Annotated in this window: 17 protein-coding genes; 6 read left to right on the forward strand and 11 right to left on the reverse strand. The window is 71.7% G+C overall.

Features of this window, described 5'->3' with window-relative positions:
- Positions 1-135: 135 nt before the first annotated feature.
- Positions 136-3,771: a transcription-repair coupling factor gene (gene mfd / locus EWV39_RS10540; RefSeq protein ID WP_129659700.1), complete on the forward strand. Its 3,636-nt coding sequence runs from the start codon at positions 136-138 to the stop codon at positions 3,769-3,771.
- A gap of 134 nt (positions 3,772-3,905) precedes the next feature.
- Here the strand turns inward: mfd and EWV39_RS10545 are convergent, their stop codons facing one another.
- The 3 genes from EWV39_RS10545 to EWV39_RS10555 all read right to left on the reverse strand — a co-directional run bounded on the left by EWV39_RS10545 (position 3,906) and on the right by EWV39_RS10555 (position 7,048).
- A complete protein-coding gene (locus EWV39_RS10545; protein WP_129659703.1) occupies positions 3,906-4,205 on the reverse strand; it encodes a hypothetical protein in 300 nt (99 codons plus the stop codon).
- A gap of 199 nt (positions 4,206-4,404) precedes the next feature.
- Positions 4,405-6,111: a phospho-sugar mutase gene (locus tag EWV39_RS10550; RefSeq protein WP_129660098.1), complete on the reverse strand. Its 1,707-nt coding sequence runs from the start codon at positions 6,109-6,111 to the stop codon at positions 4,405-4,407.
- Positions 6,112-6,217: 106 nt separating this feature from the next.
- Positions 6,218-7,048 carry a purine-nucleoside phosphorylase gene (locus EWV39_RS10555; protein ID WP_129660101.1) on the reverse strand — a complete coding sequence of 277 codons (831 nt, stop codon included), beginning with the start codon at positions 7,046-7,048 and terminating at the stop codon, positions 6,218-6,220.
- 135 nt (positions 7,049-7,183) lie between these two features.
- On the opposite strand from EWV39_RS10555, the gene EWV39_RS10560 reads away from it, so the two are divergent.
- The gene (locus tag EWV39_RS10560; RefSeq protein WP_129659706.1) at positions 7,184-8,599 is read left to right on the forward strand and encodes an NAD(P)H-quinone dehydrogenase; all 1,416 of its coding nucleotides are present in this window, start codon (positions 7,184-7,186) and stop codon (positions 8,597-8,599) included.
- 167 nt (positions 8,600-8,766) lie between these two features.
- On the opposite strand, the gene EWV39_RS10565 is transcribed toward EWV39_RS10560, so the two are convergent.
- The 8 genes from EWV39_RS10565 to EWV39_RS10600 form a co-directional block, all read right to left on the reverse strand.
- Positions 8,767-10,170 (reverse strand): MFS transporter, encoded by a 1,404-nt coding sequence (locus EWV39_RS10565; protein WP_129659709.1) that lies wholly within the window; start codon positions 10,168-10,170, stop codon positions 8,767-8,769.
- Positions 10,171-10,412: 242 nt separating this feature from the next.
- The gene (locus tag EWV39_RS10570) at positions 10,413-12,227 is read right to left on the reverse strand and encodes an acetyl/propionyl/methylcrotonyl-CoA carboxylase subunit alpha (RefSeq protein WP_129659711.1); all 1,815 of its coding nucleotides are present in this window, start codon (positions 12,225-12,227) and stop codon (positions 10,413-10,415) included.
- 55 nt (positions 12,228-12,282) lie between these two features.
- Complete coding sequence (locus EWV39_RS10575; protein WP_193554705.1) at positions 12,283-12,957, reverse strand: nucleoside triphosphate pyrophosphatase; 675 nt, start codon at positions 12,955-12,957, stop codon at positions 12,283-12,285.
- A 181-nt stretch (positions 12,958-13,138) separates the two neighbouring features.
- Complete coding sequence (locus EWV39_RS10580; RefSeq protein WP_129659713.1) at positions 13,139-14,680, reverse strand: dicarboxylate/amino acid:cation symporter; 1,542 nt, start codon at positions 14,678-14,680, stop codon at positions 13,139-13,141.
- A 95-nt stretch (positions 14,681-14,775) separates the two neighbouring features.
- Entirely contained in the window at positions 14,776-15,849 is a 1,074-nt protein-coding gene (locus EWV39_RS10585) for a Gfo/Idh/MocA family protein (protein ID WP_129659716.1), read from the reverse strand.
- An 8-nt stretch (positions 15,850-15,857) separates the two neighbouring features.
- Entirely contained in the window at positions 15,858-16,097 is a 240-nt protein-coding gene (locus EWV39_RS10590; protein WP_129659719.1) for an acyl-CoA carboxylase epsilon subunit, read from the reverse strand.
- 20 nt (positions 16,098-16,117) lie between these two features.
- Positions 16,118-17,749, reverse strand: a complete 1,632-nt coding sequence (locus EWV39_RS10595) for an acyl-CoA carboxylase subunit beta (protein ID WP_129659722.1) — start codon at positions 17,747-17,749, stop codon at positions 16,118-16,120.
- A 68-nt stretch (positions 17,750-17,817) separates the two neighbouring features.
- Positions 17,818-18,102, reverse strand: a complete 285-nt coding sequence (locus EWV39_RS10600; RefSeq protein WP_129659725.1) for a YciI family protein — start codon at positions 18,100-18,102, stop codon at positions 17,818-17,820.
- Positions 18,103-18,234: 132 nt separating this feature from the next.
- Between EWV39_RS10600 and EWV39_RS10605 the strand changes: the two genes are divergently transcribed.
- The 4 genes from EWV39_RS10605 (at position 18,235) to EWV39_RS10620 (ending at position 22,059) form a co-directional block, all read left to right on the forward strand.
- Entirely contained in the window at positions 18,235-19,194 is a 960-nt protein-coding gene (locus EWV39_RS10605; protein ID WP_129659729.1) for a biotin--[acetyl-CoA-carboxylase] ligase, read from the forward strand.
- Positions 19,191-19,688, forward strand: a complete 498-nt coding sequence (locus EWV39_RS10610; RefSeq protein ID WP_129659732.1) for a PH domain-containing protein — start codon at positions 19,191-19,193, stop codon at positions 19,686-19,688. The genes EWV39_RS10605 and EWV39_RS10610 overlap by 4 nt, the downstream gene beginning before the upstream one ends.
- 122 nt (positions 19,689-19,810) lie before the next feature.
- Positions 19,811-20,950 carry an adenylate/guanylate cyclase domain-containing protein gene (locus EWV39_RS10615; RefSeq protein ID WP_129659735.1) on the forward strand — a complete coding sequence of 380 codons (1,140 nt, stop codon included), beginning with the start codon at positions 19,811-19,813 and terminating at the stop codon, positions 20,948-20,950.
- The gene (locus EWV39_RS10620) at positions 20,947-22,059 is read left to right on the forward strand and encodes a protein phosphatase 2C domain-containing protein (protein ID WP_129659738.1); all 1,113 of its coding nucleotides are present in this window, start codon (positions 20,947-20,949) and stop codon (positions 22,057-22,059) included. Before EWV39_RS10615 ends, EWV39_RS10620 begins: the two co-directional genes overlap by 4 nt.

The following is a 22,059-nucleotide window of genomic DNA, read 5'->3' on the forward strand; positions in this document are numbered from 1 at the left end:
GGGGAGGCGTAGGCTAGGGTCTGCCGGCCGTGGCGCCGGCACGCGCCCCCGCACGCGGGCGCCGGGCTCCTCGGGTGCCCTCCCGCGGCGCGGCGGCGTCCCTCAACCCTGCCCTCGTCGTCGAAGGATCCGTCCATGAGCCTCACGGGATTGCGCACCGCGCTGTCCAAAGAGCCCACGTTCGCCAACGTGTACGCGCAGGCCTCGAGGCCCGCCGCCGAGCGGTCCGCCGAGACCGTCATCGGCGCCGCGGACGGCCTGCGGGCGCCGCTGGTCGCCCAGGTCTCGGACGGGCTGGCCGCGGCGGCCGCCTCCGGGGCGTCGGGGGCCGAGGGCGGGCACGTGCCCGTCGTCCTGGCGGTGACGGCGACCGACCGGGAGGCCGAGGACCTGGAGACCGTCCTGGGCTCCTACCTCGATCCCGCCGCGATCGCCCGGTTCCCCGCCTGGGAGACGCTGCCCCACGAGCGGCTCTCGCCGCGCTCGGACACCGTGGGCCGGCGCCTGGCCGTGCTGCGCCGCCTCGCCGAGGCTGGGGACGGGACCAGGATCGTGATCGCCCCGGTCCGCTCCGTGCTGCAGCCCATCGCCGCGAGCCTGGAGAGCATGCGGCCGGTGCGCCTGGCGGTGGGGGAGGAGCAGGACTTCGAGGAGGTCGTCGAGGCCCTCTCCGCCGCCGCGTACTCGCGGGTGGACCTGGTGACCAAGCGTGGCGAGTTCGCGGTGCGCGGCGGGATCCTGGACGTCTTCTCCCCGGTCGAGGACCATCCCGTGCGCATCGAGTTCTTCGGCGACGAGGTCGAGCGGATGCGCTGGTTCGCGGTCGCCGACCAGCGCACGCTCAGCGGCGAGGGCGTCGTCGAGCCCGTGGAGATGATCGCCCCGCCCTGCCGCGAGGTGCTCATCACCCCCGGCGTCCGGGCGCGCGCCGCGGAGCTCAAGGACCGCCTGCCGGGGGCGGAATCGATGCTCGAGCGGATCGCGGACGGCATCTACGTGGAGGGGATGGAGTCCCTCGCCCCGCTGCTGGTGGACCGGATGACGACGCTGACCGCCTCCCTCCCGCCGGACTCCCTCGCCCTGGTCTGCGAGCCGGAGAAGGTCAGGTCCCGCGCCGCGGACCTGGTCGCGACCAACGAGGAGTTCCTCGTGGCCGCCTGGGAGCAGGCCTCGGACGGGCAGGCCGCGCCCATCGACCTGGCCGAGACCGGCCTGGCGGAGGGCGGCTTCCGCTCGGTCTCCGACGCGAGGACCGAGGCGCTCGACGCCGGCCTGGGCTGGTGGTCCATCACCTCCCTCGGCGTGGACGAGGCGATCGAGCAGGACGCCGACACCCTCACGATCGCGGTGCGCGCCCCGCTGGTCTTCGCCGGCGACGTCGAGGCCCTGCTGAAGGTCGTGGCCGACCACGTCCGCGAGGAGTGGCAGGTCGTCGCCGTGACCGAGGGCCCCGGCCCGCTGAAGCGGCTCACGGAGCTCTTCCAGGAGGCCGGCCTGCCCGCCGCGCGCCGGGAGGACCTCGTGGAGGAGCCCCAGCCGGGCATCATCGAGCTCACCACGGCTGCCCACGGCACCGGATTCGTCCTCGAGGAGGCGAAGATCGCGCTGCTGACCGAGGCGGACATCCTCGGCAAGGCGAGCCCCTACACCACGCGCGACATGCGCAAGCTGCCCGCCCGGCGGCGCCGCAACGCGGTGGACCCGCTCGCGCTGAAGGCCGGCGACCACGTGGTGCACGAGCAGCACGGCATCGGGCAGTTCGTCGAGCTGATCCAGCGCCCCGTCGCGGGGGCCATGGTCAAGCCGGGGCAGCCCAAGCCGGTCAAGGAGTACCTGGTGCTGGAGTACGCGCCGTCCAAGCGCGGCGCCCCGCGGGACCGGCTCTTCGTGCCCACCGACCAGCTGGACCAGGTCAGCAACTACGTCGGCGGCGACGCCCCGACGCTGTCCAAGATGGGCGGCTCCGACTGGTCCAAGACCAAGTCCAAGGCGCGCAAGGCCGTCAAGGAGATCGCGGCCGACCTGATCCGCCTCTACTCGGCGCGGATGGCCTCCAAGGGCCACGCCTTCGGCCCGGACACCCCGTGGCAGCGCGAGCTGGAGGAGGCCTTCCCCTACGTGGAGACCCCCGACCAGCTCACCACGATCAACGAGGTCAAGGCGGACATGGAGAAGGAGATCCCGATGGACCGGCTGATCTCCGGCGACGTCGGCTACGGCAAGACCGAGATCGCGGTGCGCGCCGCCTTCAAGGCCGTGCAGGACGGCAAGCAGGTGGCGCTGCTGGTGCCCACGACGCTGCTGGCCCAGCAGCACACCGAGACCTTCGCGGAGCGGTTCTCCGGCTTCCCGGTGCGGGTCGCGACGCTCTCGCGCTTCCAGACCGCCAAGGAGGCCAAGGCGGTGGAGGCCGGGATCGCGGACGGCTCGGTCGACGTCGTCATCGGGACCCACCGGCTGCTGTCCACGAGCATCTCGTTCAAGGACCTCGGCCTGGTCATCATCGACGAGGAGCAGCGCTTCGGCGTCGAGCACAAGGAGAAGCTCAAGACGCTGCGGACCAACGTGGACGTCCTGGCGATGTCCGCCACGCCGATCCCGCGCACCCTGGAGATGTCCCTGACCGGCATCCGGGAGACCTCGACGCTGGCGACGCCGCCCGAGGAGCGGCACCCGGTGCTGACCTACGTCGGGCCCAACACGGAGAAGCAGATCACCGCCGCGGTGCGACGCGAGCTGATGCGCGAGGGGCAGGTCTTCTACGTGCACAACCGGGTCTCCTCGATCGAGCGGGTCGCCGCGGACCTGCAGAAGATGGTCCCGGAGGCGAGGATCGCCGTCGCGCACGGGCAGATGAGCGAGTCCCGGCTCGAGCAGATCATCGTCGACTTCTGGGAGAAGCGCTTCGACGTCCTGGTCTGCACCACGATCGTGGAGACGGGCCTGGACATCTCCAACGCCAACACCCTGATTGTGGACCGGGCCAACAACTACGGCCTCTCGCAGCTGCACCAGCTGCGCGGGCGCGTGGGCCGCGGCCGGGACCGCGCCTACGCCTACTTCGTCTACCCGGTGGAGAAGCCGCTGGGGGAGGTCGCCCTGGAGCGGCTCAAGGCGGTGGCGGCGCACAACGAGCTGGGCTCGGGCATGCAGCTGGCGATGAAGGACCTGGAGATCCGCGGCGCGGGCAACCTGCTGGGCGGGGAGCAGTCGGGGCACATCCAGGGCGTCGGCTTCGACCTGTACCTGCGGCTGGTCGGCGAGGCAGTGGCGGACTACCGCGGCGACCAGGAGGAGGCCGCCCCGGCCGAGATGAAGATCGAGCTGCCGGTGGACGCGCACCTGCCGCACGACTACGTGCCGGGGGAGCGGCTCCGGCTCGAGGCCTACCGCAACCTCGCGGCGGTGACCTCCGAGGAGGGCGTCGCCGAGGTCGCGGAGGAGCTGGAGGACCGCTACGGCGCCCTCCCGGCCCCGGCGCAGAACCTCCTGAAGATCGCCCGTCTCCGCCTCAAGGCGCGCACCGTCGGGCTCACCGAGCTCATGGTGATGGGGCCGAAGGTCCGCTTCTACCCGGTGGACCTGCCGGACTCCAAGCAGATGCGCCTCGAGCGCATGTACCCGGGGTCGCTGGTCAAGGTGGTGCCGGGCACCGAGCGCCGCCAGGTCCTGGTGCCCAAGCCGAAGTCGGCCCCGGTCGGGGGCAAGGACCTGGTGGACGACGAGATCCTCGAGTGGGCAGGGGCCTTCATCGACGCGATCCTCGCTTGAGGCTTGAGGCTTGAGGCTTGAGGCTTGAGTCCTGCGGGCCAGGTCCCGGACACGGAGAAGGGCCGGCATCCTCACGGATGCCGGCCCTTCCTCGTCCTCGACGCCGGCCTCGGGGCCGGCGGGGGAGCGGGTCCCTAGGAGTCCAGGGTCAGCTCCTTGCCGTGCTGGGCGCGTCGCGCGGTCTTCGAGCGCAGGAACCACAGCGGCAGCATGAACGAGATCGTCGAGAGCGCCAGGCCCAGGGAGAACATCCACGGCTCCAGCGCGAGGTCCCACATCCCCCAGGTGCCGAAGAAGAAGAACCCGGCGCACAGGGCCGCCATGCAGATGATGAACACGATGACGTTCTCGGCCGTGTGACCCTGGCCGGAGTGGTAGCGGTTCCTCACGCCGGGGGTGCGCGCGCGGGACTCGGAGCGGGGGATGTCAGCCATGGCCGTCCTCATTCCTTGAAAGTGATGTTCGGCCCGCGCGGCGTGGACCGCGGCGGACGCTGGGAAGACTCCTCCCAGTATATGCGCTGGGCGGCGGACTCGCGGACACCGCCGCCCCGTGGGACCCTCGCTCCCGGCTCCCGGCTCCCGGCTCCCGGCTCCCGGCTCCCGGCTCCCGGCGCACGCGGAGCCGTGGGCCCTAGGAGTCGGCGCCGAGAGCGGCGGCGATGTCCGTCCGCAGACCCCGCAGGCGCGTCGCGGCGGCCTCCCGGGCGCGGGCGAGCCCCTGGGCCGGGTCCTCCTCCTCGGCCACTTCGACCACCGCCTCGAGGTAGCACTTCAGCTTGGGCTCGGTGCCGGAGGGACGGACGACCACGCGGCTGCCGTCCGCGGTCAGATAGCGCATCCCGTCGGTGGGCGGCAGCTCCGCGGTCCCCTCGGAGAGGTCCTCCGCGGAGACCACCGCGGAGCCGGCCAGGCTCGTCGGGGCCGTCTCGCGCAGCCGCCGCATCATGGCCTCGATGCGAGGGGGCTCCGCGACGCGCAGGGAGAGCTGGTCGGTCGCGAAGACCCCGTGCTGCAGGGCGAGCTGGTCGAGCACGTCCTGCAGCGTCCTGCCCTCCTCCTTGAGCCGGTCGGCGTAGTCGGCGAGCAGCAGCGCCGCGGAGATGCCGTCCTTGTCCCGGACCAGCTCGGGGGCGACGCAGTAGCCGAGGGCCTCCTCGTAGCCGTAGGCCAGGCCGGGCACCCGGGCGATCCACTTGAAGCCCGTGAGGGTCTCGCGGTACCCGAGGCCGTGCGCCTCAGCCATCCGCTCCAGCATCCGGGAGGAGACGATCGACGCCGCGAAGACCGCCTCGGAGGCCCGGTCCGGGCGCATGCGGCTCAGCGCGACCTGGCCCAGCAGCACGCCGACCTCGTCGCCGCGCAGCATCCGCCAGCCGCCCTCGGCCGCGGCGTCGGGGACGGCGAAGCCCGCCCGGTCGGCGTCGGGGTCGTTGGCGATCACCAGGTCCGCGCCGCAGTCCCGGGCCAGCCCCATCGCGAGGTCCAGGGCACCCGGCTCCTCCGGGTTCGGGTACTCCACCGTGGGGAACTTGGGGTCGGGGATGGCCTGCTCGGGCACCACCCGGAGCTTGTCGAAGCCGCTGCGGGCCAGGACCATGCTCATGACCTCGCCGCCGACGCCGTGCATCGGCGTGAGCACCAGCGAGAGGGCGCGGCTGGCCGGCGGGAAGCCCGGCAGCAGGGCGCAGACCTCGTGCTCGTAGTCGTGGGCGATGCGCTCGGGCAGCACCGTCCAGCCGGACTCCGCCCGGGGGATGGCGCCGACGTCGGGGGCCTGCGCGATCTTCTCCGCGATCTCGCGGTCCGCCGGCGGCACCAGCTGGGCCCCGCGCCCGTGCTCCTCGGCGGCGTGGCCTCCGAGGTAGACCTTGTACCCGTTGTCCCGGGCCGGGTTGTGGGAGGCGGTGACCATGATCCCGGCGTCGGCCTTGAGGAGGCGGACCGCCCAGGCCAGGAGCGGGGTGGGCAGCGGCAGCGGCATGAGGAAGGCGTCGACGCCGGCGGCGGTGAGGATCGCGGCCGTGTCGCGGGCGAACACGCTGGACTTGGCGCGGGCGTCGTAGCCCACCACCGCCCGCGGCGTACCCCAGTGCTCGGAGGCCGCGCGCTCGCCCAGGTAGGCGGCGATGCCGTGGGCGGCCTTGGCCACGACCACCCGGTTCATGCGCATCGGGCCGGCGCCCAGCTCGGCACGGAGACCGGCCGTGCCGAAGCTCAGGAAGCCGGAGAACCGATCCTCCAGGCTCCGGGCGGCCTCCTCGTGCTCCTCGGCCCGGCTGATGACGTCCAGGAGCTCTCGCTGGGTGTCGGGATCGGGGTCGGCCTCGACCCAGCGCATGGCCTCGTCGATGAGGGTGGGAAGGTCTGCCACGGGATGCACCTCGTTCTGTATCCGGGAAGCGGGCGGGAGAAGGGAGCGGAAGGGATGCGGGGAAGGGGGAGGGTCAGTCGTCCAGGCGCTCGAGGATCCCGGCGAGCAGCCTGGAGATCCGGGGGCCGGCGCTGCGGCCCTCCTCGAGCACCTCGGCGTGGCTCAGCGGCCGGTCGGAGATGCCGGCGGCCATGTTGGTGACCAGGGAGATGCCGAAGACCTCGAGCCCGGCCGCCCGGGCGGCGATGGCCTCCAAGGCCGTGGACATCCCCACCAGGTCGGCCCCGAGGGAGCGCACCATCGCGACCTCCGCCGGCGTCTCGTAGTGCGGGCCGGCCAGCTGCAGGTACACGCCCTCCTCCAGCGTCGGGTCCACCTCGCGGGCGATACCGCGGATGCGCGGCGAGTAGAGGTCGGTGAGGTCCACGAAGTGGGCGCCCCTCAGCGGGGACGCCGAGGTCATGTTGATGTGGTCCGAGATGAGGACGGGGACCCCGGGGCGGAAGGAGGGGCGCAGCCCGCCGCAGCCGTTGGTCAGGATCATCGTCCGGGCGCCGGCGGCCGCGGCGGTGCGCACGCCGTGCACGACGGCGTCGATGCCCCGGCCCTCGTAGAAGTGGGTCCGGGAGCCGATCACCAGGGCGCGGCGGCCCGCCGGGGTGAGGATCGAGGAGACGGTGCCCGGGTGGCCCGCGACGCCCGAGAGGTGGAATCCGGGGATCTCCTCCGCCGGGAGCACGTGGGTGGTCTCGCCGATCATCTCGGCGGCCCCGCCCCAGCCCGAGCCGAGGGTCAGCGCGTAGTCGTGCTCGGGCACGCCCGTGGCCGCGGCGATGTGCTCGGCGGCGCGGCGGGCGAACTGCGAGGTCTCCGCAGCCGGGTCGGCGGTGGTGATGTTTCCCATATTCTCGGTAGTCACGTCTCCAAGGTATCAGCAGGGCCCGGCGCGGCGGCCGATCCTCAGGATCCTCCGCGCGGACGGGGGAGTCCGCGTCCGGTCGCGTTGGTCATTGCGGGGCGGGTGGACCACAATGAGACCGTGAGTTCTCAAGATTCTTTCGCAGCGCACCGTCTCCTCGTCATCGGCGGCGGTCCCGGCGGGTACGAGGCGGCCCTGGTGGCCGCCAACCTCGGGGCCGACGTCACCCTGATCGAACGGCAGGGGGTGGGGGGCTCCGCGGTGATCACCGACGTCGTCCCCTCCAAGACGCTCATCGCCTCCGCGGACACGATGAACCGCTTCACCGAGGCGGCCGCCCTGGGCATCAAGACCACCCAGGGCGACGAGCTGGTGGAGCTCGAGGCCAGCCTCAAGAAGGTCAACGAGCGCCTGGTGAGCCTCGCCGAGCAGCAGTCCAAGGACATCCGCCGCTCCCTCGAGCGGGCGGGCGTGAAGGTCATCGACGGCACCGGCCGGCTCCTGTCCGCCAGCACGGTGGAGGTGACGGACCGGGAGGGCCTGACCTACGAGCTCGAGAACCGGGCGGTCCTGCTGGCCGTGGGCGCGCACCCGCGCGAGCTGGAGACCGCCAAGCCGGACGGCGAGCGGATCCTGAACTGGACGCAGCTCTACCACCTCCAGAGCGTCCCCGAGCACCTGATCGTGGTCGGCTCCGGCGTCACCGGCGCCGAGTTCGCCTCGGCCTATCGCGGCCTCGGCTCGCGGGTCACCCTGGTCTCCTCCCGGGACAGGGTCCTGCCGGGCGAGGACGAGGACGCCTCCCAGGTGCTGGAGGACGTCTTCGAGCGCCGCGGCCTGACCGTGATGCCGCGCTCGCGGGCGCAGGCGGTGGAGCGCTCCGACGAAGGCGTCATCGTGACCCTCAACGACGGGCGCAAGGTCTCCGGCTCGCACTGCCTCATGGCGGTCGGCTCGATCCCCAACACCGCCGAGCTGGGCCTGGAGAACGCCGGCGTCGAGGTCTCCGAGTCGGGGCACATCATGGTCGACGGCGTCTCGCGCACCAGCGCCCCCAACATCTACGCGGCGGGGGACTGCACGGGCGTGCTGCCGCTGGCCTCGGTTGCGGCGATGCAGGGCCGGATCGCGATCGCCCACCTGATGGGCGACTCCGTGAGCCCGCTGAAGACCCACCGGGTGGCCTCCAACATCTTCACCTCGCCGGAGATCGCGACCGTGGGCGTGGCCGAGGCGGACATCCAGTCGGGGAAGTACCAGGCGGACACGGTCATGCTCTCGCTGACCACCAACGCCCGGGCCAAGATGATGGCCGTGACCGAGGGCTTCGTGAAGATCTTCGCCCGGAAGGGCTCGGGCACGGTGATCGGCGGCGTCGTCGTCGGCCCGCGGGCCTCCGAGCTGATCTTCCCGGTCTCGCTGGCGGTCAACAACAAGATGAGCGTGGACGACTTCGCCGACACCTTCACGGTCTACCCCTCGCTGACGGGCTCGCTCTCGGAGGCGGCCCGGAGGCTGCACGTCATGCCCTCCTGACCCCACCGGGGCCCCGGGCCGGCGCACGGCCGATCCGGAGCTGGGAGGGGGGCGGGGCCAGCGGACCCGCCGACACGACGAAGGGGCGCCCACCGCATCATGCGGTGGGCGCCCCTTCGTCGTCCCCGAGGGGTGCGGCTCCAGCCTCCCGAGGGGAGCGGAGCCGGTCAGCCCTTCCGGGCGACGTCGTCCAGGTCCAGGTCGCGCGTCTCGTGCGAGACGAACAGCGCGATCATGGTGACGACCGCCGCGCCGGCGAGGTACCAGCCGACCGCCGCCACGCCGCCGGAGGCGTTGAGCCAGACCGCGACGTACGGGGTGATCGCCGCGCCCAGGATCGAGGCGACGTTGTAGGAGATCCCCGATCCGGTGTAGCGGACGTTGGTGGGGAACAGCTCGGGCAGGTAGGCCGACATCGAGCCGAAGGACAGGCCCATGACGGCCATGCCGATCGAGACGAAGAGGATGATCCCGAAGAGGTTGGCGTCCTCGCCGGTGCCGATCCGCTCAGGCGCCATGAACACGCCGAAGCTCAGGCCGAAGAGCAGGATCAGCACGTTGGTGAACAGCTGCTGGCGACGCCGGCCGAACCGGTCCGCCAGCCACCCCGAGACGGGCACGAAGGCGGCGAAGAACAGGATCGCGACCAGCTGGATCTCGAGGAACGTGTGGTAGGAGATGCCCAGCCCGCCGGACTCGACCGCTCCGATGCCGAAGGACAGGATCCATGCAGTCATGAGGTAGAACAGCACGTAGCAGGAGAGCATGATCAGGGTGCCGAGGATCATCGGGCGCCAGGCCTTCTTGAAGGCCTCGGCCAGCGGGGCCTTGACCTTCTCGCCGCGCTCGACCGACTGCCGGAAGACCGGGGTCTCCTCGAGCCTGACCCGCACGTAGAGGCCCACCAGGACCATCAGGGCGGAGGCCAGGAAGGGCACGCGCCAGCCCCACACCATGAACGGGTGGTCGGTGGTCCCGGCGTCGGCCGTGGAGTCGAAGCTCATCCAGGTGGTCAGCAGCAGGACGAAGCCGTTGGCGAGGATGAAGCCGAATGGCGCGCCCAGCTGGGGCCACATCGCGGCCCGGGCCCGCTTGCCGGGCTCGGCGTACTCCGAGGCCAGCAGCGCCGCGCCGGACCACTCGCCGCCCAGCCCCATGCCCTGCGCGAAGCGCAGGATGGTGAGGATGGCCGGCGCCCAGAGGGCGATCTGGTGGTAGGTGGGTAGCAGGCCGATGAGGAACGTCGCGATGCCCATGGTCAGCAGGGCGCCCACCAGCGTCGCCTTGCGGCCGATCCGGTCGCCGAAGTGCCCGAAGACGATCGAGCCCAGCGGGCGGCCGAAGAAGGCGGCGGCGAAGGTCGCCATCGAGGCCAGCAGCCGGGTGGTGTCGTCGTTGCCCGTGAAGAACAGGGCGGGGAAGACCGCGACGGCGGCCGTCGCGTAGACGTAGAAGTCGTAGAACTCGATGGTGGTGCCCACCACCGAGGCCGTGATGATCCGATGCTTGGGGACCCGCTGGCGCGGGGCGGGGGTTCCGGGGCTTCCCCCGGCTTCCTGTGTGGCGGTCACCTGTGCTCCTTAGCGCGATACCGAAAAAAGACCCGCTGCGCGCAGCGGGTCGATGAAAACGCCTTCAAGACTATGCTCACCTGTCACATAATGGACAAGCGGTCTCAGAATATGGTCACGGCATCACGGCATCACGGCATCACGGCATCACGGCATCACAGCATCGACGACACCGGAGGCCGGACACACCGCGGGCGGTGCGGAAGCCTCCCGGCATCCGCACCGCCCGCGGGGAGATGGAGCTACTTGATGGTGGCGACGACGGCGCCCGCCGAGACCGTGTCCCCGGCCTTGGACTTCAGCCCGGTGACCTTGCCGGACTTGTGCGCGGTCAGGGGCTGCTCCATCTTCATGGCCTCCAGGACCACGATCAGGTCGCCCTCCTGGACCTTGGACCCGTCCTTGACCGCGATCTTCACGATCGTGCCCTGCATGGGCGAGGTCAGGTCGTCACCGCTGGCCTTGGCGGCCGAGGCCGAGCGGTTCTTGCGCGAGCTGCGGGACTTGGCCTGCTTGGCCGAGCCCTGGGCGGCCTCGCCCATCGGGGGCAGCACCACCTCGAGGCGCTTGCCGGCGACCTCGACCGTGACCCGGTGGCGCTCGTCGTCGGCCTCGTCGACCGAGCCGGGGACGCCGTCGTAGGGCTGGATGGCGTTCTCGAACTCCGTCTCGATCCAGCGGGTGTGGACCGAGAAGGGCTCGCCGTCCTCCGGGGCGAAGGCGGGGTCGGAGACGACCACCTCGTGGAAGCTCGCGGCCGTGGGCATGCCGGTGATGGTGAGCTCGGCCAGCGCACGCCGGGAGCGCTCGAGCGCCTGCTCGCGCGAGTTGCCGGAGACGATCAGCTTGGCCAGCATCGAGTCGAAGTTGCCGCCGATGACGTCGCCCTGGACGATGCCGGAGTCCCACCGGACGCCGGGCCCCGAGGGCACCGAGAGCGTCTCGACGGTGCCGGGGGAGGGCATGAAGTTCCGGCCCGGGTCCTCGCCGTTGATGCGGAACTCGAAGGAGTGCCCGCGCAGCTCGGGGTCGCCGTAGCCGAGCTCCTCGCCGCGCGCGACGCGGAACTGCTCGCGCACCAGGTCCAGCCCCGAGACCTCCTCGGAGACCGGGTGCTCGACCTGCAGGCGCGTGTTGACCTCCAGGAAGCTGATGGTGCCGTCCTGGCCCACCAGGAACTCGCAGGTGCCCGCGCCCTGGTACTGGGCCTCGGCGAGGATCGCCTTGGAGGAGTCGTAGAGGCTGCGCAGCTGCTCCTCGGACAGGAACGGCGCCGGCGCCTCCTCGACGAGCTTCTGGTTGCGCCGCTGCAGCGAGCAGTCGCGGGTGGAGACCACGACGACGTTGCCGTGCGCGTCCGCGATGCACTGCGTCTCGACGTGCCGGGGGGCGTCGAGGAAGCGCTCGATGAAGCACTCGCCGCGGCCGAAGGCGGCGGTGGCCTCGCGGACGGCGGAGTCGTAGAGCTCGGGGATCTCCTCACGGGTGCGGGCGACCTTGATGCCGCGCCCGCCGCCGCCGAAGGCGGCCTTGATCGCGACCGGCAGGCCGTGCTCGTCCGCGAAGTCCAGGACCTCCTGGGCATCGGAGACCGGGTCCTTGCTGCCGGGGACCAGGGGCGCGCCGACCTTCTCCGCGATGTGCCGGGCGGCGACCTTGTCGCCCAGCTCGGTGATGGCCTCGGGCGAGGGCCCGACCCAGGTGAGGCCGGCCTCGCTCACGGCGCGGGCGAACTCGGCGTTCTCGGAGAGGAAGCCGTAGCCGGGGTGCACGGCGTCGGCGCCGGAGCGGCGGGCGGCGTCGAGGATCTTCTCGATCACCAGGTAGGACTCGGCGGCGGTCGAGCCTCCGAGGGCGAAGGCCTCGTCGGCGAGCTTGACGTGCAGAGCCTCGCGGTCGGGCTCGGCGTAGACGGCCACGGTGGCCAGCCCCTCGTCGCGGGCCGCGCGGATCACCCGCACCGCGATCTCGCCGCGGTTGGCGATCAGCACCTTGCTGACGGGGCCGCTGCGGTATCGCGACGCCTCGTTACTCTGCTCTGGCTCGGTATGGGTCACTTAGAAAACTCCTTATTATCCTCACGTGAGCTTAGTATCTCCGCCGCCGATTTGCCTAAGCCCGGGCGGTCCACAGATCGGTGATCGCCAGACCCGCCCGGCCCAGCAGCTCGCGCAGCGCGTTCACGCTCAGGCCGAGCACCGTGTGGGACTCGCCGCGGATCCCCTCGATGAACGCGGATCCGTAGCCCTCGATGGTGAAGGAGCCGGCCACCCACAGGGGCTCGCCGGTGGCCACGTAGACCTCGATCTCCTCCGGCGCCATGCGCGAGAAGGAGACCTCCGCGCTGCGGGAGGCACCGACGCCGTGCCCCGCCGCGGCCCCGGGGCGGCGGTCGACGAGCCAGTGCCCGGTGTGCAGGACGCCGGTGCGCCCGCTCATCGCGGTGATGCGCTCCACCGCGACCTCGGGCGTGAGCGGCTTGCCGTAGGCGAGGCCGTCGAGCTCGAAGACGGAGTCGCAGCCCAGGACGAGGTGGCCCTCGGCCTGCGGCAGCGCGGCGACGGCCTCGGCCTTGGCGCGGGCCAGCTCGAGGGCGGTGGCGGAGGGGTCGAGGGGGCCACCCTCCCGCTCCTCGGCGGCGGCCAGCGCGGCGTCCTCGTCCACCCCGGAGACCAGCTGCCGGAAGGCGATGCCGGAGGAGCTCAGGATCGAGACCCGCGAGGGGGACTGGGAGGCGAGGATCAGCAGGGGCGAGGCCGGGGCCGGTGCGTCGGTGGGGGTGCTCACGGGGACAGTCTAGGGGAGGGGCGGCCCGGCGGCGGCAGCGCGGGGCGGGATGTCCGCTCGGCGGACGACGTCGTGCCCGTGGGAAGAGGGCGGAGGGTCGTCGGCGGGAGACGGGAACGGCCGCGGGCGGGGAGGCGCTCGTCCTCCCCGCCCGCGGCCGTTCCCACGCGATGTCCCTCGGTCAGTCGCCGGTCCGGGACGCCGGGGCGCCCCGCTCGGCGGAGGTTGGGGCGCCGGCCGCGGCGCTCACCGCGTCCGTCCGCTCCCGGCCCTCGCCGCCGCCGTCGGCCGTGGTCCGCTCGGCGTCGCCGGGCTGCGCCGCGGCATACTCCTCGGCGGTCTGGTCCGACTCGAACCAGTCGGAGGAGCGCTTGCCGTTGTACAGGCCCTCGTCCAGGATCCCCTCCTGCTTGGAGATGATCGCGGGGATCAGCGCCTGCCCGGAGACGTTGAGCGCGGTGCGGCCCATGTCGATGATCGGGTCGATCGCCAGCAGCAGGCCGACGCCGTCCAGCGGCAGCCCCAGCGTCGAGAGCGTCAGGGTCAGCATCACGGTCGCGCCGGTGGTGCCGGCGGTGGCGGCCGAGCCCAGCACCGAGACCAGGACGATCAGCAGGTAGTGCGTGATCCCGAGGTCGACGCCGTAGAACTGGGCGACGAAGATCGCGGCCAGCGCCGGGTAGACCGCGGCGCAGCCGTCCATCTTGGTCGTGGCGCCGAAGGGCACGGCGAAGGAGGCGTAGGTCGGCGGGACGCCGAAGTTGCGCTCGGCGACCCGCTGGGTCACCGGCATCGTGCCCATCGAGGAGCGGGAGACGAAGCCGAGCTGGGCCGCGGGCCACACACCGGAGAAGAACTGCTTGACGGACAGGCCGTTGAGGCGGGCCAGGATCGGATAGACGACGAAGCCGACGATCGCCAGGCCCACGTAGAGCAGGATCACGAACTTCGCGAGCGAGCCCATGGTGGTCCAGCCGTAGGTGTAGATCGCGCTGCCGATCAGGCCGAGGGTGCCCAGCGGAGCGAGGCGGATGATCCACCACAGCACCTTCTGGATCACGGCCAGCGCGGAGCGGATGAAGCGCAGGAAGGGCTCGGCGGCCTCCCCGACCTTCAGGGCGGCGATGCCGATCGCACCGGAGACCACCAGCACCTGGAGCACGTTGAAGCTGACGCTCGAGGTGAGGTCGCCGGACTCGGCGGCCTGGGTGGAGACCGAGAGGCCCAGGAAGTTCGCCGGGACGATGCTGGTGATGAAGCCGAGCCAGGAGCCCTGCGAGCCCTCGTAGGCCTCCGGGGTGGTGAGGTCGGTGTTGGCGCCGGGCTGGAAGATGACCCCCAGGCCGATGCCGATGACCACGGCGATCAGCGCCGTGATGCCGAACCACAGCAGCGTCTTGCCGGCCAGGCGCGCCGCGTTGGTGACCTGGTTGAGGTTGGCGATCGAGGCGATCACCGCGGTCACGATGAGGGGGACCACGGCGGCCTTGAGCAGCGAGACGTAGCTGTCGCCGATCGTGTCCAGGGTGACCATGAGCCAGTTGGGGCTCTCCTCGGCGTCCCCGCCCATGGCGGCGGCGATGAATCCGAGGACGACGCCGGCCACGAGGCCGACGATGATCTGGACGCCGAAGTTGGTCATCCATGAGGGGAGGCGGTCGGAGAGCCTGGTCCGGGACTGCCCCGATGAGGGCGCGGAGGAGGTGCTCGAGTGAGAAGACATGTGCCCCAGCCTAGACCTTCTCCACATAACACATCTATTCTTCAAGTAGAAATGTTACGCGCCGGTGGGGGAATAAATCCTCGCTGTGAGGTGCATCATCCGGGAGTCGCTCCCGAGTCTTCCGGTCCCTCGTCCGCGAAACGGATCCCGGCCCCGTGCCGCAGGCGGGTGGCCAGCCGGTTCACCTCGTGCGAGAGCTCGGTGACCCGCTCGTACTCGGCCCGCTGGGCGGCGTCGAGCCCTGCGTCGCGGCGGGCCTCCAACAGTCGCGCGAAGGAGCGGGCCTCGAAGGCCATCCAGCCGGCCAGACCCTCCTCGGCGGGCGCGAGCGCGGCGAACAGCTTGCCCCGCGCGGTGTCCTCCGCGCGGGTGATGGCCTGGACGCCGTCGCAGGAGACCTCGCCGTGCGCGTAGTGGATGCGGGCGCCGGAGGGCTCGGCGTGGTCCTTCCCGGTCAGCACGGTGACGGTCCCCCACGGGTAGGTCAGCACCGCCGTCCCGTGGGCGTCGACGCCGGTGGGGGCCAGGTGCGGGACGTAGACGGCGTCCTCCGGCGTGCCCAGCCAGGCGAGCGCGGCGTAGAGGGCGTAGACGCCGAGGTCCACCAGCGCCCCGCCGCCGAAGGCGGGGGAGAAGATGTTCGGCTCCTCGCCCTCCAGGACCCGGTCCCAGCGGGAGGAGTACTGGGCGTAGGAGAGCGTCGCGGCCACGGGCCGCTCGCCTCGCGCGGCGCGGGCCGCGACGGCCTCGGCCACCGCAGCGAAGCCGGGCTCGTAGAGGTTCCGGGCCGCCTCCAGGACCAGCGCGCCCCGGCGGCGGGCGGCGTCGTGCACCGCCTCCCACTGGGCGGGGTCCAGGAAGGCGGGCTTCTCCACGATCACGTCCGCGCCCCGCTCGATCGCCTCGAGCGCGTCGCGGGCGTGCAGGCTGTTGGGGGAGGCGAGGTAGAGGACCTCGGCCCCCTCCTCGCACAGCTCCGCCGCGGAGCGGTGCACGCGCGCCTCGGAGGCGCCCAGTCCCCGGACCTCCTCCAGCGCGGCGAGGAAGCGCCGGCCGGAGTCCTCACTGCGGCTGGCGACCCCCGCCAGGCGGTACGCACCGCTCGCGGCGGCAGCCCGGGCGAAGGCCGAGCTGATCGCGCCGGTGCCGATGATCCCGAGCCGGAGCATCCGCGCGCCTACCGGGGCCGGGCCCGGCGCCAGGAGCCGGGACCGGGGCGCAGGCCAGCGCCGATCCGCTGGCGGCGGGCCAGCAGCCGGCCGGCCTCGCCGATCGGCCGGCCCTGCTGGTCGGATCCTCCGCGGCGGGAGAGCAGGGCGAGCGTCAGCGCCGCGAGGTCCTCCTCGCTCGGCTGCCCCCGCACCACGGAGAAGAGCGGCGCGTGCTCTTCCTTCGGCTGGTCGTCCTTCGATTCCATGGCTGTCTCCTTCACCGGCCTCAGAGCGGGATGTTCCCGTGCTTCTTGGCGGGCATCGCGGCGCGCTTGTCGTGCAGCGCGCGCAGCGACTTGATGATGTTCACGCGGGTCTCGGAGGGGGCGATGACCGAGTCGATGTACCCCAGCTCGGCCGCCTGGTACGGGTTGAGCAGCTCCTCCTCGTACTTCTGGATCAGCTCCGCGCGCTTGGCCTCCACGTCCTCGCCCGCCTCGGCGGCCGCCGCGAGCTCGCGGCGGTAGAGGATGTTGACCGCGCCCTGCGCGCCCATGACGCCGATCTGGGCCGTGGGCCAGGCGAGGTTGACGTCGGCGCCCAGCTTCTTGGACCCCATCACGATGTACGCCCCGCCGTAGGCCTTGCGCGTGATCACGGTGACCAGCGGGACGGTCGCCTCGGCGTAGGCGTAGATGAGCTTGGCCCCGCGCCGGATGATGCCGTTGAACTCCTGCTCGGTGCCGGGCAGGAAACCGGGCACGTCCACGAAGGTCAGGATCGGGATGTTGAAGGCGTCGCAGTGCCGGACGAAGCGTGCCGCCTTCTCCGAGGCCGCGATGTCCAGGGTCCCGGCGAACTGCATCGGCTGGTTGGCGACCACGCCCACGGTGCGCCCCTCGACCCGGCCGTAGCCGACCATCACGTTGGGCGCGTAGAGCGGCTGCATCTCGAGGAAGTGCCCGTCGTCCACCACGGTCTCGATGACGGCGCGCATGTCGTAGGGCTGGTTCGCCGAGTCCGGGATCAGCGTGTCCAGGTCCAGGTCGTCCACGGACATCTGCGGGTCCTGGTCGTGGTCCAGGGTCAGCCCGTCCTGGAGGTTGTTGGAGGGCAGGAACTCCAGCAGCTCGCGCAGGAAGTCGAAGGCGTCCTCCTCGTCCTCCGCGAGGTAGTGGGAGGTGCCGGTGACCGAGTTGTGCGAGGCCGCCCCGCCGAGGGTCTCCATGTCCACGTCCTCGCCGGTGACGGTCTTGATGACGTCGGGCCCGGTGATGAACATGTGCGAGCTCTTGTCGACCATGATCACGTAGTCGGTCAGGGCCGGGGAGTAGGCGGCGCCGCCCGCGCACGGCCCCATGATCACGGAGATCTGGGGCACGACGCCGGAGGAGCGCACGTTCATCCGGAAGATGTCCGCGAACATCGCCAGCGATGCCACGCCCTCCTGGATGCGCGCCCCGCCGCCGTCGTTGATGCCGATGACCGGGCAGCCGTTGCGCAGCGCGAACTTCTGGACCTTGACGATCTTCTCGCCGTTGGCCTTGGACAGGGAGCCGCCGAAGACGGTGAAGTCCTGGGAGTAGATGCCCACCAGCCGCCCGTCCACGGTCCCGTAGCCGGAGACCAGGCCGTCGCCCAGCGGCTTCTTCTTCTCCATGCCGAAGGCCGTGGACTGGTGGACGGCCAACGCGTCGAACTCCACGAAGGAGCCCTCGTCGAGGAACATCTCGATCCGCTCACGGGCCGTGTTCTTCCCCCGCGAGTGTTGCCGGTCGACCGGCGCCTGCCCGGTGGGGAGCCAGGTGGACTCGCGGCGGGCGTAGAAGTCGGCGATCTTGCCGGCGGTGGTGGTCAGGTCCGGGCCCGACGCCTCCTGAGCGTCACCGGATGCTGTGCGGGAGAGTTCTTCGGTCATGACTTCCTCAGTGCGGGATGGCTCGGGATGCTGCGGCTCGGAGACGACGGTGTATCCGGGAACAGCGGCTAACCTACTGTACCCAGCACGGGATTCCAACTGCGGATCTCGACGCCGGTCACGGCCCCGCCGAGGACCATGGGGTCATCGTCGAGCAGGGCCCGGACCTCCTCGGGGGAGTCCGCCTCGAAGACCAGCAGCGCGCCCGGGGACCCCTCATCGGAGTAGGGTCCGGAGACCTTGAGGGCGCCGCGCTCCAGCAGCGCCCCCAGATAGGCTCGGTGCTCGGGCCGGTGCTTGGCCTGTTCCTCGGCGGGGCCGTAGGAATAGGTCACGGCGAAATGCTGGGGCATGGTGGGGCCTCTTCTCCATCGTCGACGGTGCACCTCTAAACTAGCCCACGTGGGGCCCGCCGCGGCCGACGCCGCCGGCGACCCCGCCGCGCAGAGCGAGCCGCAGGGCCCCGGGACGACGGAAGGACGGGAATGCCAGAACCTCTCGAGACGGACCGGCTGGTCCCCGGACCCGGCCAGGACCCCCGCCTGACCGGAGCCGAGGTGGAGGTGCTGGACCGGGTGGCCTCCACCAACGAGGAGCTCGTCCGCCGGCTCCGGGCGGGCGGCCCTGGGGCTCCCGGGCACCTCCACGCGCTGGTGACCGAGCATCAGACCGAGGGGCGCGGCCGGCGGGATCGCAGCTGGACGGCGCCCCGCTCCAGCTCGGCCATCGTCTCCTTCGCGGTGCTGCCCTCCCGCGACGACGCCGAGGCCCCCACCCTGCCCCCCGCCTCGCTGCACTGGGTCACCCTGCTGCTCGCGCTCGCGGTCCGCGCCGCGGTGCGGGAGCAGACCGGCCTGCCCGCCGAGCTGAAGTGGCCCAACGACCTGCTCATCGGGGGGAAGAAGGCCGCGGGCATCCTGGCCCGGGCCGTGCAGGACGCCGAGGGACGCCTCGGCGTCGTCGTAGGGGTGGGCGTCAACGCCGGGCTCCGGCCCGAGGAGCTGCCCTCCGGGACCGCCACCTCACTGCTGGCCGAGACCGGCGAGGAGCCGGACCGCACGGAGCTGCTGATCCGCGTCATCGAGGGGTTCCGCGGGCTGGTCGGGGACTTCGAGGCGGCCGGCGGCTCCGTCGAGCGGGCCGCGCCGGGGCGGCCCGCCCTGCTGGAGACCGTACGGGGCGCGCTGGACACCCTGGGCCGGCGGGTCCGGGTCCAGCGGGCCGAGGGCGTCGGGGACCTCCTCGGGCTGGCGCTGGACGTCGACGCGGACGGCTCGCTCGTGGTACGGGCGGAGGACGGGAGCACCGAGGCGGTCTCGGTGGGCGACGTCGTGCACCTGCGTCCCGAGGAGGGCACGTGGGCCCCCCGCCCGGAGCGTGCCCCTGGTATCGGGGCCGGAGTCGGAACCGGAGGCGCCGACGCCGCGGGGGAGGAGCGTCCGTGAGGTACCGCGCCCCCCTGATGCCCGGAGAGCAGGTGGTCACCTGCAACCGCGCCCATCCGATGAAGCTGCTGCGCCCGCTCCTGGTCCTGCTGCTCGGCATCTTCCTGGCCAGCATGTTGCAGGTGCTGGGCTCGCTCTCCGCGGGATGGTCCGCGGCGGCTCCCATCGTCCTGATCGCAGCCCTCGTCTACGCCGCGGTGCGCGGCTACCGCTGGGCCGTGACGGGCTACGCGCTCACCAGCCGCCGCCTGGTGATCTTCCGCGGGCTGGGCAAGCGGCTCCCGCTGGCCATCCCGTGGGAGATCGTGGACGAGGTCAGGGGCCCGCGCGGCCCCTACGCCCGGTGGGCGGGCTTCGGCACCGTGCGGGTGCGGGCCCGGGGTCAGGGCTTCGACCTCACCTATCAGAAGGAGCCTGGGCGTTTCGTCGAAATGTGCGATGAATACCGCGGGCACTGCCTCGGCGCCCTCCATGACCCCGGAGCCCCCGTGTAAGCTTCCCAGTGCGAGACGTGTGAGCTGAGGCATGGCGGCGCCGCCGGGCCGAAGGCCGTCCGCGGCCCGGCCGCGCCGAGGGCCATTGCGGTGGACGAGTGACGAATGAGGTGGAGCAGCCAGTGACGGAGGAGAGCCCCGAAGAGCGCAGGGTGTACACCGGTCCGCAGACGAACCAGCTGAACCTGCACAACCCCGCTCAGCTCAACCTGTACCGGTCGGAGGAGGCCAAGCAGGCCGTGGGTGCGCTGGAGCGGGCCCTGCTCGGCGAGAACCGCTGGATGCGACGTCGGGAGGCCGCCCAGAAGGCGGAGATCTCCCTGCTCTCGGCCCGGAAGATCTGGCGCGCCCTGGGCATGCCCAACCTCAAGGACGAGGACGTCTACTTCACCGAGGCCGACTCCAACGCCCTGGGCACCGTCTCGGAGATGGTCCGCGACGGCTTCGTGACGGAGGACGGGGCGCTCTCCGTGGTCCGCTCGGTGGGCCAGATGATGGACCGCATGGTGGCCTGGCAGATCGAGGCGATCGTGGAGGACATGGTCGCCAGCCGCGGCATCACCGACGCCCAGGCCAGGCGGCAGCTGCTCGGAACCCTGCCGGAGCTGATCGACAACCTCGAGGAGCTGATCCGCTACGGGTACCGGCGGCAGCTCAACGCGGCCGTGATCCGCCTGGCGCTGAAGGTCGAGAAGCCCTCGGCGGACCCGGACGAGGACCAGGAGACCGACTTCAGGGCGCTGCCGCTGGTCCGCGGCATCGGATTCGCCGACCTGGTCTCCTACACCTCCCTCTCCCGGCAGATGAGCGAGAAGACCCTCGCCAGCCTCGTGCAGCACTTCGAGCAGCGCTGCGCCGAGGTGATCGCCGTCGGCGGCGGCCGGATCATCAAGACCGTGGGCGACGAGGTGCTCTTCCTCACCGAGTCGCCGGAGGCCGGCGCCCGGATCTCGCTGGCGCTGTCCAAGATCATCCGCGAGGACGCAGAGCTTCCCGAAGCGCGCGTTGCTTTTGTCTGGGGACGAATTCTGCCTAGGCTGGGAGATGTTTACGGCCCGACCGTGAACCTCGCCTCGCGCCTGGTGGCGCTGGCCGAGCCCGGCTCCGTCCTGACGGATGCCTCAACCGCCAACGTGCTCGAGGGTGACGAACGGTTCGTGCTGTTCCCGCAGGGGACGCGCAACGTGCGTGGTTTCGGGGACGTCCAGCCCGTGATAGTGAGCACGGGCGTGGGAACCGAACTGGAGATCGACTTCGAATGACCGAATCCCTCGAGCTGGTCACCTGCCTGGGCGCGACCACCCATCGCGGCTGCCACCGGAAGAACAACGAGGATTCGCTCGTCACCTCCGGGAACCTCAGCGTCGTCGCCGACGGCATGGGCGGGCACGAGGCCGGCGAGGTCGCCAGCTCCCTCGCGGTCAACACCCTGGCCGCCGCCCCGCTGTTCTCCACGCCCTCCTTCGAGGTGGACGAGTCCGCCGAGGAGCCGGAGGAGCAGCGCGGGCTGTTCCGGCGCCGCCGCCGCGCCACGAGCCGGCTCAACGCCCGCATCATGGACGTGCTCCGGCAGATCAAGGACGTCATCGGCGAGGCCGACGAGAACATCAAGACCGCGGGCAACATGCGCGCGGGCACGACGCTGACCGGCGCCTGGCTCACCCGCATCGGCGGGCAGAGCATGTGGATCATCTTCAACGTGGGCGACTCGCGCACCTACCGGCTGCGCCGCGAGGAGGACGCCCCGGTCAGCGAGCGGACCACCTCCATCTCCCAGAGCCCCGTCCAGGGCGTGGAGCTCGAGCAGGTCACCGTGGACCACTCCGAGGTCCAGTACCTGGTGGACACCGGGCAGATCACGGCGCTGGAGGCGCTGACCCACCCGCGGCGCAACGTCATCACCCGCGCGCTGGGAACGGGGAACTACTGGGAGCCCGACTTCTGGGTCATCCCCGCCCACCCCGGGGACCGGCTGATGATGTGCTCCGATGGGCTCTCGGGCGAGCTGTCCAACGAGTACATGGCGCGCGTGCTCGCCACGGTCGTCCACCCCAAGGACGCCGCCGACGTCCTGCAGGCCGCGGCCATCCGCGCCGGGGGCCGGGACAACATCTCCGTGATCGTGGTCGACGCCGTCCCGGCGGGCTCCTGCCAGAACCACGGCTGCGACGGCGACACCGACGGCGTGCAGGAGCAGGCCCCCGAGGAGGGGGTCATCGACCTGGACACCTGGAACGCCAAGGACCTCTCCGACCCTTCCCGCGCGGGCACCAGCCCGGACGGCCCGCTGGCCCCCGAGGAGACCACGGTCGACGCCGAGGGCGACCCCCGCGAGGCGGAGCGGACCGATCCCCGCGATGGGTCACAATAG

This window comes from Rothia halotolerans (assembly GCF_004136635.1).
GTDB classification, from domain to species: Bacteria; Actinomycetota; Actinomycetes; order Actinomycetales; family Micrococcaceae; genus Rothia; species Rothia halotolerans.

Excerpts from the sequence above, each read along its gene's own strand:
- mfd (WP_129659700.1), top strand. The coding sequence starts at position 136 with ATGAGCCTCACGGGATTGCGCACCGCGCTGTCCAAAGAGCCCACGTTC.
- EWV39_RS10545 (WP_129659703.1), bottom strand. The coding sequence starts at position 4,205 with ATGGCTGACATCCCCCGCTCCGAGTCCCGCGCGCGCACCCCCGGCGTG.
- EWV39_RS10550 (WP_129660098.1), bottom strand. The coding sequence starts at position 6,111 with ATGCGCTGGGTCGAGGCCGACCCCGATCCCGACACCCAGCGAGAGCTC.
- EWV39_RS10555 (WP_129660101.1), bottom strand. The coding sequence starts at position 7,048 with ATGGGAAACATCACCACCGCCGACCCGGCTGCGGAGACCTCGCAGTTC.
- EWV39_RS10580 (WP_129659713.1), bottom strand. The coding sequence starts at position 14,680 with ATGTCTTCTCACTCGAGCACCTCCTCCGCGCCCTCATCGGGGCAGTCC.
- EWV39_RS10585 (WP_129659716.1), bottom strand. The coding sequence starts at position 15,849 with ATGCTCCGGCTCGGGATCATCGGCACCGGCGCGATCAGCTCGGCCTTC.
- EWV39_RS10590 (WP_129659719.1), bottom strand. The coding sequence starts at position 16,097 with ATGGAATCGAAGGACGACCAGCCGAAGGAAGAGCACGCGCCGCTCTTC.
- EWV39_RS10595 (WP_129659722.1), bottom strand. The coding sequence starts at position 17,749 with ATGACCGAAGAACTCTCCCGCACAGCATCCGGTGACGCTCAGGAGGCG.
- EWV39_RS10600 (WP_129659725.1), bottom strand. The coding sequence starts at position 18,102 with ATGCCCCAGCATTTCGCCGTGACCTATTCCTACGGCCCCGCCGAGGAA.
- EWV39_RS10605 (WP_129659729.1), top strand. The coding sequence starts at position 18,235 with ATGCCAGAACCTCTCGAGACGGACCGGCTGGTCCCCGGACCCGGCCAG.
- EWV39_RS10620 (WP_129659738.1), top strand. The coding sequence starts at position 20,947 with ATGACCGAATCCCTCGAGCTGGTCACCTGCCTGGGCGCGACCACCCAT.